Source organism: Arthrobacter pascens (assembly GCF_017052465.1).
GTDB classification, from domain to species: domain Bacteria; phylum Actinomycetota; class Actinomycetes; order Actinomycetales; family Micrococcaceae; genus Arthrobacter; species Arthrobacter pascens.
This window is the reverse complement of the sequence record NZ_JAFHKT010000150.1, coordinates 142,490-152,820: the sequence shown is the minus strand read 5'-3', so window position 1 is coordinate 152,820 and position 10,331 is coordinate 142,490. Positions and strand designations below refer to the sequence as shown.

Annotated in this window: 6 protein-coding genes; 2 read left to right on the top strand and 4 right to left on the bottom strand. The window is 65.2% G+C overall.

From position 1 onward, the window contains the following. Positions 1 to 157 (top strand): catalase-related domain-containing protein (locus tag JYA52_RS18185; protein WP_276208510.1); only part of this gene is annotated, 157 nt, incomplete at its 5' end. Between the two features lie 135 nt (positions 158 to 292). Next, positions 293 to 928 carry a DUF2461 domain-containing protein gene (locus JYA52_RS18180; protein WP_205654649.1) on the top strand — a complete coding sequence of 212 codons (636 nt, stop codon included), beginning with the start codon at positions 293 to 295 and terminating at the stop codon, positions 926 to 928. 8 nt (positions 929 to 936) lie between these two features. Here the strand turns inward: JYA52_RS18180 and JYA52_RS18175 are convergent, their stop codons facing one another. The 4 genes from JYA52_RS18175 to adhP all read right to left on the bottom strand — a co-directional run bounded on the left by JYA52_RS18175 (position 937) and on the right by adhP (position 10,244). Next, the gene (locus JYA52_RS18175; protein ID WP_205654648.1) at positions 937 to 2,493 is read right to left on the bottom strand and encodes an APC family permease; all 1,557 of its coding nucleotides are present in this window, start codon (positions 2,491 to 2,493) and stop codon (positions 937 to 939) included. A 270-nt stretch (positions 2,494 to 2,763) separates the two neighbouring features. Then, positions 2,764 to 8,367, bottom strand: a complete 5,604-nt coding sequence (locus JYA52_RS18170) for a peroxidase family protein (RefSeq protein ID WP_307869436.1) — start codon at positions 8,365 to 8,367, stop codon at positions 2,764 to 2,766. Positions 8,368 to 8,780: 413 nt separating this feature from the next. Continuing rightward, a complete protein-coding gene (locus JYA52_RS18165; RefSeq protein WP_205654646.1) occupies positions 8,781 to 9,209 on the bottom strand; it encodes a DUF779 domain-containing protein in 429 nt (142 codons plus the stop codon). A gap of 12 nt (positions 9,210 to 9,221) precedes the next feature. Then, positions 9,222 to 10,244, bottom strand: coding sequence for an alcohol dehydrogenase AdhP (gene adhP / locus JYA52_RS18160; protein WP_205654645.1), 1,023 nt, complete (start codon positions 10,242 to 10,244; stop codon positions 9,222 to 9,224). Between the last annotated feature and the right edge of the window lie 87 nt (positions 10,245 to 10,331).

The window sequence follows — 10,331 nt, the reverse complement described above, 5'->3', positions numbered from 1 at the left end:
CACCGGCGCCGTGGGCGGCGTGAAGAGCCCCGGCATCAAGGAACGCGCCATCCAGTACTGGACCAACGTCGACGCCGACCTCGGCGCCAAACTCCGCGCCAACCTCGGCGCAGGAGAAAGCACCTCCGACGCCGAAGCCGCCAACAAGATCGGCTAACAGCGCCCCACCAAAGAACCCCGCCACGGCACTGAACTTCAGCGCCGCGGCGGGGTTCTTCTGCGTTCTGCCCGGTTGTCCACATAGCCGGCGGCGGCCATGGCCTGTGCTTCATCGCGTCCCTAGGCTTCATACATGAGCACATTTGACGGCATCCCAGCTGCTGCCGCGGAATTCTACGATGAGCTGGAACAGAACAACACCAGGGAATGGTGGCACGCACATTCGGACGTGTATACGGCGTCCGTCAAGGAGCCGATCACGGCGCTGCTGTCCCGGCTTGAGCCGCGGTTCGGTCCGGGAAAGATCTTCCGCCCGCACCGGGACGTCCGGTTCTCACCGGACAAGTCCCCCTACAAGACGGCCCAGGGCGCGTTCGCGTCGTACCAGGAAGGCGTCGGCTACTACCTGCAGCTCAGCGCTGACGGCCTGCTCGTGGGCGGGGGCTACCATTCCCACTCCCCCGCCCAGCTGGCCCGGTACCGGAACGCCGTCGACGCCGCGGGCACCGGCGAACAGCTGCAGCACATCGTCGATTCCATAGCCCGGGCCGGTTTCCGGATCGAGGGCGAGAAGCTCAAGACCGTGCCCCGGGGCTATGCCAAGGACCATCCCCGCGCGGAGCTGCTGAAACACAAGTCGCTCTCCGCGAGCGTGGCGCTGGGCCAGCCGGCGTGGCTGCCCTCTCCGGCCGCCGAGGCCGAGGTCGCACGGCTGTGGGAGCAGCTGCGGCCGCTGGTGGACTGGGTCGGACGGCATGCCGCGCCGTAGGGCAGCGGCTAGACCTTCGTCAGGGCGTCCTTGTCGTCGTCCAGGTCGTCATCCGAGCTCCGCGCCGGGCCGTTCACGGCGGCCTTGGCTCCGGCGAACTTGTCATTGAGCCGGGAGTGGCGCTGACCGTAGGCAAAGTAAATGCCCAGGCCGATCGCGAGCCAGATGGCGAAGAAGATCCAGGTCTCCACGGCCAGGTTGGTCATGAGATACAGGCAGAGCACGGCCGACACGATGGGCAGCACCTTGCCGAACGGCACGCGGAACGCAGGCTTGAGGTCCGGACGCTTCTTGCGCAGCACCAGGATTCCCAGGCTGACCATCACAAACGCGGAGAGCGTGCCGATGTTGATCATTTCCTCGAGCAGATCAACGTTCGTCAGGCCAGCCACCAGGGCCACCGCGGCGCCGCAGATGATCTGGAGCCGCGCCGGCGTCGCACGCTTTTCGCTGGTCTTGGACAGGGCCCGCGGGAGCAGCCCATCGCGGCTCATGGCCAGGACCACGCGCGAGAGACCCATCAGCAGCACCATGATCACCGTGGTCAGGCCCACCAGGGAGCCGAAGGCGATGATCTTCGCGGCGTCGGTGTTCCCCACGGCTTCGAAGGCGGTGGTGAGCGTCGGGTTCTCGACCTCGGCCAACTGCTTGTAGGAGACCATGCCCGTGAGGGCGAGGGACACGAGAATGTACAGCAGCGTGACCAGGGCCAGGCCGCCGAAGATGCCGCGCGGCAGGGTCTTCTGCGGGTTCTTGACCTCTTCCGCGGACGTCGCCACCACGTCAAAGCCGATGAAGGCGAAGAACACCAGCGCGGCGCCGGCAACGATGCCCAGCGTTCCGTACTGGGCGGGGGCTGCACCGGTGAGGAAGCCGAAGAAGGACTGCTTCATGACATCCGCTGCTCCCGTTCCGGCGGTGGGCTCTGAGGCCGGAACGAACGGGGTGTAATTGGAGAACTTGACGTAGCTGAAGCCGACCACGATCACGAAGATTACGACGCCGATCTTGATCAGCGTGAAGATGTTGCCCACCCGGGCGGACAGTTTCGTCCCGAGTACGAGCAATACGGTGAACACGGCGACGATGAGGAACGCCCCCCAATAAAGGTCGACGCCGCCGAGCGAGAGAGCGGGCGGGATCTCCACGCCCATGAGGGCGAAGACCTTGCTGAGGTAGATGCCCCAGTATTTGGCAATCACCGCAGCAGCGGTGAAAAGCTCAAGGATCAGGTTCCAGCCGATAACCCAGGCCAGCACTTCGCCCATGGTTGCGTACGTGAACACGTAGGCGGAGCCGGCAACGGGGATGGCGGTCGCGAATTCGGCGTAGCACATGATCGCGAGGGCGCAGGTAACGGCAGCCACCGCAAATGACACGGTGACGGCGGGGCCGGCGAAGTTCGCTGCAGCCTTGGCGCCTACGGAAAAGATGCCGGCACCCACCGCTACGGCGACGCCCATGATCATGAGGTCCCAAGTGCTCAGTGAACGCTTCAGCTGGCGTCCGGGCTCATCGGCGTCAGCCATTGACTGCTCGATGGATTTGGTCCGGAAAAGATTCATAGGAAGTCCACAATCCTGATTGGGGTTGGAAACAGACCTATCAATACTAATGTCCAGCCAGTGGACGGCCGCATTTGTCCCAAATAATGAGACCGACCGGAAGCCGGACGGCACAAAACCACGCCCGGACCTTCCCCGCGCTGCGGCTACGCGGTGTGATGGAAAGGTCCGGGCGTGGAGTCTCGGGGTCCGTATCAGCAATAGAGGCTGATACGGGGGTGGAGCCACCGCCCCGGCCCTTCCGGGCCCGGGCGGTGGCTGACCACCGGACTAGCTGATGACATTCATGACGTTCCAGCCGGTGCCGGCCGAGACCCGCGTCGGGAAGATGCCGGCGCCGTTGCCCAGGTAGGTCCAGAGCGCGCCGCTCGCGTCCCTGGCCACCAGGTCAGCCCTGCCGTCACCGTTCAGGTCGCCCGCACCGCTGATGGCCGTCATGGCGTTCCAGCCGCCGCCCACCCGGATCCGGTTCGGGAAGATGCCGGCGCCGTTGCCCAGGTAGGACCACAGCACGCCGCTCGTATCCCTGGCCAGCAGGTCAGCCCTGCCGTCACCGTTCAGGTCGCGGGAGGAACTGATGACATTCATGGTGTTCCAGCCGGCGCCCACCCGGATCCGGTTCGGGAAGATGCCCGCACCGTTGCCCAGGTAGGACCACAGCACACCGTTCGTGCCCCTGGTGATCAGGTCAGCCCTGCCGTCACCGTTCACGTCACCGGAGGCGCTGATGACATTCATGGCGTTCCAGCCGGCGCCCACCCGGATCCGGTTCGGGAAGATTCCCGCACCGTTGCCCAGGTAGGACCACAGCACACCGCCCGAATCCCTGGCGATCAGGTCAGCCCTGCCGTCACCGTTCACGTCGCCGGAGGCGCTGATGGCATTCATGACGTTCCAGCCGCCGCCAACCCGGACCCGCGTCGGGAATGCACCCGATGCGTTGCCCATGTAGGTCCAGAGCACTCCGCTCGAGTCCCTGGCCAGCAGGTCCGCGTTGCCGTCACCGTTGAAGTCACGGAGCGCGGTCAGGATGCCGACAACGTTGGCTGCCGTTACCGCCGCCGAGGTCTGCGATGCCGTGGCGTACCCGGCCTTCGAGCCTGTGACCTGGACGGTGATCGCCTTGCCTGCGTCGCCGGCCTTCAGCGTGTAGGTTGCCGCCGCGGCTCCGCCGATGGCAGTGCCGTCGGCGAACCACTGGTAGCTGAACGTCACCGGCGCCGGTCCCCAGACTCCGGTGTTGGCGGTCAGCAGGCCTCCGACGACGGCCGCTCCACTAATGGTCGGAGCGGCAGTCACCAGTACCGGCACGGCAGGAGTGACCGGGTTGGACACTACAGCCGTGCTGGATCCGTGGACGTTGGTTGCCGTGACCTCGAAGCGGACCTGAACGCCGTTCTCCAGTCCGGTGACCACCAGGCTGGTGGCATCGCCCGGTGCCGTGCGAAGAGCGCCGATCTGTGCCCCGGTGGTTGCGTTGACAACCCTGATGGAGAACTCGTCCGTGATCCCGCCGGCTACGGCAGCCGTGAAGTTCACGGTTGCCGAAGCATTGCCCGTCACGGCCGTCACACCGGTAGGTGCGCTGGGCGCGATGGAGTCGGCGAAGATCAGGGTTTCGATGTTCCGCAGGGTGTCCGTTCCGTCGGGGCCGGCGTTGTTGTGCGTGACCGTGGTCACCCCGTTCTCTTCCGTGACGGTGTAGTTCGCCGCGATGTCGGAGAATACGGCCTTGTCGGTGCCGCCGCTGACCGAGAGGATTTCCCTCACTGTCTCGATGTTGCCCGGGTCGACCTTGCCGGCGAATACGTCCGCCTGGAGGGTCGGACCGGTCAGTGCGCCGGCCTCGTTCCTCAGGTACTGCGTGGTCATGCCCGTGGCGCTGCCGATCACGTCGCCGGCGTCGTTCTTGACGCTCAACCGGACGTTCAGGTAACGGTCACCGTCGATGATGTCGTTGCCGCCACGGCCTTCGATGATGTCGTTGCCGCCGCCGCCGAGGAGGATGTTGCCTTCGCCCCAGGCCGTCGCGTTCTCGGACTGGTCCAGGATCGGGCAGTCCTGCGAAGCCGAAGCGGCAATCACGTCGGCGATGGGGGTGGTCCGCGCTTCTGCCGGGATCAGATCGCTGAGGCCGGCAATGCGGTTGACACCGTGCTCGTCAAGGACGTTGCAGCCGATGAAGCCGGCGCCGCCCACATCAGCGGGAATGACGTCGTCGCCGCGGAGTTTGTCGTCGAAGGGGCCTCCGGAGAGGGCTTCGACCTCGTTGTAGCGGTCGCGCACGCCCGTCTGGAGGATATCCAGCGGCAGGATCTGCAGATCCAAGTCGGCATCCTGCGGCTGCGGATCGGCGACGCCGATCTCCCAGTCATAGCCGGAGCCGCCGGCAACCTTTTCGATGCCTGGGCCTGCAAGCCCGATGTCGTCGCCGCCTTCCATGTCGTAATCGTCGTCGCCGCCCTGGCCTGCCTGGACGTCGTGGCCCGGCTTCTGCGAATCGTCCAGGAAGAACAGGTTGCTGGAGTCACCGATCAGGAGATCGGGCTCGTCGCCGCCTTCCATCCAGTCATTGCCGCCGTCGCCAAAGACCGCGTCTTCGCCCTGGCCGGCGATCGCGAAGTCATCGCCCTCGCCGGAGAAGGTTTCGTTGATGTTGGGTCCGCCGTTGGTGAAGTCCTTGCCGTCGCCGGCCATGATGATGTCCAGGCCGGGGCCTGCATCGATGGCGTCGTTGCCCGGGCCACCCTTATGGACGTCGTCACCCGCGATATCGGTGATGATGTCGTTGCCTTCGCCGCCAAGTCCGACGTCGGCGCCGTCACCGCCTTCGATGATGTCGTTGCCTTCGCCTCCCCAGAACGTGTCGTTGTCGTTGCCGCCGTAGACGCGGTCCTGGTTGATGGTTCCGTTGAAGACGCTCTGGCCGTTGATGCCGGAGGGATCCACCGTGTTAATCATCCGGTACTTGATGGTGCCGTCTGCCATGCGGATCAGGACCTTGGTCTCGTTGCATTCCGAGGCCGTGTCATCAGCGACGGTGTTGCCGAATGCGGTGAAACCGTCCCGTGTGCCGGCGAGGTTCTTCAGCTCGAACTTGCAGTCGGCCGTAGCGAATGCGTCGGCCTTGAGGGCCTGCGCATTCGTGTTGCGCATCATGAGTTCCGCGAAGGAGTTGCCTTCCAGCTGTGCCCGCAGGTTCATGCCGGGAGTACGGGCCAGGTAGTAGAACCGGTCACCGTTCTGCAGCTCAGTGAGCTGCTGCTCGAAGACGTGGTTGAACGTGCTGCCGAGCAGGCCGCCGAACATGTTGGTGCGTTCCGCGAGGCCGCCCACCCACAGTTCGACGTCGTCGAGGCCGGTCCGCGAGTGTCCGTCCTGGTTTTCCCAGTCAGCGCCGTCACTGTTCATGAAGGCTGCGGCGTCCGCAGGAGGAACGTCGCCCGCGATCGTGTCCGGGTTGACGATGGCACGTGCAGCGTCCCTGCGCGACTTGAGCGTGGCCGGGCCGTCGTCCTCGTTGCCGAGCACGTTGTCGGGCCCTGCGTCTGTGAGGATCGTGGGGTGCTTGCCGTAGGCCGCCACGAAGTTGATCAGCGACTCAGGGTGCTTGAGGTTCTCACCGAAGTCGATCCAGTTCGTGTAGGGCTTGAGCTGGCCGTCGTTGGTCTCGGCGTGGAGTTCCTTACGGAAGTTGTTCAGCGTGGGGACGCCTTCGGACCTGGCCCGCGTCATGTTGATGGTTGCCAGGTCAAGCGGGAGGCCCAGCAGGTTGTTCCGGAGCGTGTCCGTGACGAATTCGTCCAGCTCGTTGCCGGCCTGGTCGGACATGCCCATGATGATGCTGCCTGCGGCCTGCTCCGATGTCAGCTCACCCTCGGTGCCGCCGTCGGTGTACGCCGGCGGGTTGAGGAATCCCTCGAGCAGTGAGATGTCGTTTTCGGAGCCGCGAACGTCGTCGGACGTTCCGTAGGCGCCATCGGTACCGGGCTTGTCCTCGTTCCTGCGCGAGATGGTCTCGGTCAGCATGGAGTGGCCGAACCGGTAAACCGCGTGGGCGAATTCAGCCTTGATGGCCGGGTTGATTTCCGTCTGCGTGAAGGCAAACGGCTGGAACGGGTTGATCAGCGGCTGGACCTTGCGCGCAAACTCTTCGAAGACGAGGTGCTGGTACTCCATCTCGGTCACGAAGCGGGCCGCCTGGAAGAGGCGCTCGCCGAAGTTGAATGTCGCGTCGCCGACAGCCTGGTAGTCACCAAGCAGCGCCGCATTCTCCGGCTTGGCCAGCGTGGCCTGGATGTCGCCGATCAGGCGGTCGTGCTCGGAGTGGAACACCTGGTGAATGGCGGTCAGGCCGATGTTTTCGTTGACACGGCCGTCACCGGCGATGAAGTGCGCATCGAGCATCTCATCGTCGTAGGTACCGGGTGCCTGGCTGGCGAAATCGGCAGAAGCGGTGGTGTCCTCGTCCTTGGTCGGGGCCACGGCCGGAGTGCCCGGGTTGTGGTCATGGTCCTTCGGTGACGGGTCCGCATTGTGCGCGATGTCCGTCAGGAACGGAGTGTTGAAGTAGTGCACATCGGCAGGAACCAGCGTTCCCGTCCCACCATTGTCGGCGGGGTTAGCCTCAACCTCGCCGCTGGCGGTCATGAACACGGGCATGCCGCGTTCCGGGCCGGGGACGAAGTTGCCGTACAGGTCGGCCTTGACCATCGGGACGTTGAGGACATCCTTGTCCTCGAGCCGGATGCCGAGCTTCTCGAAGGCCTGCACCTTGGTGGTGGCCCACGTAGCCATGCCCCCCGCCGTCGGGCCTGCGGGGCCGCCGAGCAGCTTACCCGTGGCCACAGGGCGGCCGGCCTCCAGCACGTACTCGCGGAGGAACACCTGGTGCGAGGGGTGGGAGGTGTAGGTCTGGCTCTGGTCAACCCACGGGGAGTCGGTGTTAAGTGCGTCCTGAACGTCGTCAGCACTTTCGTCGACATCGGCAGTACTCGGGTCGTCGCCGAGGATGCCGTCCTCGCCCGGCTGGTTCAGGCCTCGGGTAAGGGCCATGAAGCGCAGGTGCACGGGAAGGTCGTCGCCCTCAACAGCCGGCGTCGCGGGATTGTCCACGCCCTCGATGGCGGGCGTGGCGGGATCGTCGTCGAAGACGTGGTTGGGGCCCGCAATCAGCGGGTCGTCAGCCTTGAGGGGAACATAGACGTGGCCGCCGCCCTTCACGGTCTGGTCGACGCCGTGGTCGAAGAACTGGCCGAACAGGGTAAAGAGGGAGTTGTAGGGCGGGGACAGGCCCACGTCCGTGGTCACGTTCGGGATGAAGAGGGTGCTGTGGGACGGAACGCAGTCCGCGGGGTCAGCCGCAACCGGCGGATCGGCCAGCGGGTCCGGATCGGTCGTGCAGGGGACAACGCCCTCGTTGCCCTGGGTACGCACAGGACTGCCGGCAGCGGAAACGGCTGCCGGGTTGGTGGAGGTCTGGTCCACGATCAGGTTGCTGATGACGCGTGGGTGCGAGTCGAAAACGTCGCCCTGCTTCTGGGCGTAGGTCGACGGTGCCGGAGGACCGAAGATCGCGTTTTCTGCGTCCTTGAAGGATGCAGCGCCCAGGCGCGGGAACACCTGGTCGGCGGCGCCGAAATTGTCCTGTCCGGGCTCGAGGTGGTTGCAGCTGCCGTCCACCGTTCGCAGCCCGAGGGAGAGCATCGGGCTCGCGAGCTGGTTTTTCAACGCGCCGCAGGGGCCCGTCTCCGCCGTCGTATCGGCCACATGCTTTTCGGCAATTTTGATCTGCTTCAGGATGAACGACAGGTCCGAGGGGGTGACATTGAATCCTGCCCCTACAGGTCCCTGCACCGCGTTGGCTGCGACCACGGGCAGTCCCATGGCCGCGGGCATCGCCAGGGTGGTGACTGCCGCAATCAGCCGGAAGGAGACCGGCTGCCTACTTCGTTTGCTGCGTCGTAGACGCCGGTTTGTTGGTGGTTCGGTGGGGGATGCGGATCGACTTTGATCCGCGCCCCCGTCTGACTTCCAGGCTGAGAGTTTCATGGCACACCTGCCGCTAGGAGGGATGGAACACTGACATGGTGTTCTGCCGCACTCCTAAAAACCTTGGAGCAAATATGTCCTGCAAAGGCGCAGAGTATGGCTCCCTTCAAAAGAACCACCCAAAATTGGGGGTTCCCAATCGCAGCATTAACGTGCAAAGCCCGGGCAGGTCCGCTCATTTGCGGCCCCGCCCGGGCGTCACTTTTTACGAGGTTGTTGTAACCAGCCGGAGCCGTTTACACCGGCCAATCCATCAGCGCTGACCGGATCAGGAAGCGCTTTCCTTCAGGTGCTTCCACCGAAAAACCGCTCCCTCTGCCCTGCACCACATCCACCGTCAGGTGGGTGTGGCTCCAGTAGTTGAACTGTTCCCTGGACATCCAGAAGTCCAGCGGCATGGCGCCGCTTTGCGCACTGGTGCCCGGGCCGCCGTCGGAAATCTCAAAACGCCCCAGCAGCACGTCGGAATCTCCGGTCACAAACTCCCCTGCCGGAAAACACATCGGCGAGGAGCCGTCGCAGCAGCCCCCGGACTGGTGGAACATGAGCGGCCCGTGCTGGTCCCACAGTTTCCGCAGCAGCGAGACCGCCGCGGCGGTGAGCGCCACCCGGGAGAAGTCCTCCCCGGGCAGCGTCACCGCGGCATCGAGCCTGGCGTCAGGCATGTCGGCCCGCCATCAGAACCTCAGCACCACGCGGCCGTCGATCTTGGCATGTTTCATCTCGTCGAATACCGCGTTGACCTCGGAAAGTTCCCGCGCCGACACCGTGGGGTGGATCTTTCCCTGGGCGTAGAAGTCGAGCGCCTCCTCCAGGTCCTGCCGGGTACCCACGATCGAGCCACGGACGGTCAGGCCCTTGAGCACGATTTCGAAGATCGGTGCCGGGAAGTCGCCGGGCGGCAGGCCGTTGAAGACGATCGTTCCGCCGCGGCGGGCCATGCCGATCGCCTGGCCGAACGCCGAGGGGTGGACGGCCGTGACCAGGACGCCGTGGCAGCCGCCGGTTTCCCGCTGGATGACCTCGGCCGGGTCTTCGTGCAGGGCGTTCACCGTCAACTCGGCGCCGTGCTGCTTGGCGAGCGCCAGCTTGTCGTCCGCGATGTCGACGGCCGCAACGCGCAGGCCCATGGCCACGGCGTACTGGACCGCGATGTGTCCCAGGCCGCCGATGCCGGAAATGGTGACCCACTGGCCAGGCTTGGCTTCCGTCATTTTCAGGCCCTTGTAAACCGTCACACCGGCGCACAGCACAGGCGCAACTTCCACCGGGTCCGAGCCGGCCGGTATACGGGCGGCGAAGCGGGTATCCACCAGCATGAACTGGCCGAACGAACCGTCCACGCTGTAGCCGGCGTTCTTCTGCGCCTCGCAGAGCGTCTCCCACCCGGTGCGGCAGTACTGGCAGTCGCCACAGGCGGACCACAGCCAGGCGTTGCCCACCAGGTCGCCGACGGCGAGGTCGGTGACACCTTCCCCGAGGGCCACCACTTCGCCGACGCCTTCATGGCCGGGGACGAACGGGGGCGAGGGCTTGACGGGCCAGTCGCCTTCGGCGGCGTGGAGGTCCGTGTGGCAGACGCCGGTGGTCAGTAGCCTGACCAGCGCCTCCCCCGGGCCGGGGTCGGGAACGGGAAGGGTAAGGATCTGGAGGTCCTTGCCGAATTCGGTTACTACGGCTGCTTGCATTGTCGTCGTCATTGGCGAAATCCTTGCGTCGTTTGAACGTTGCTGACCTTGGGTGGTGCGGAGTGGGGCGCGAGGGCCCCGTCGTGGCGACGGAGTCGC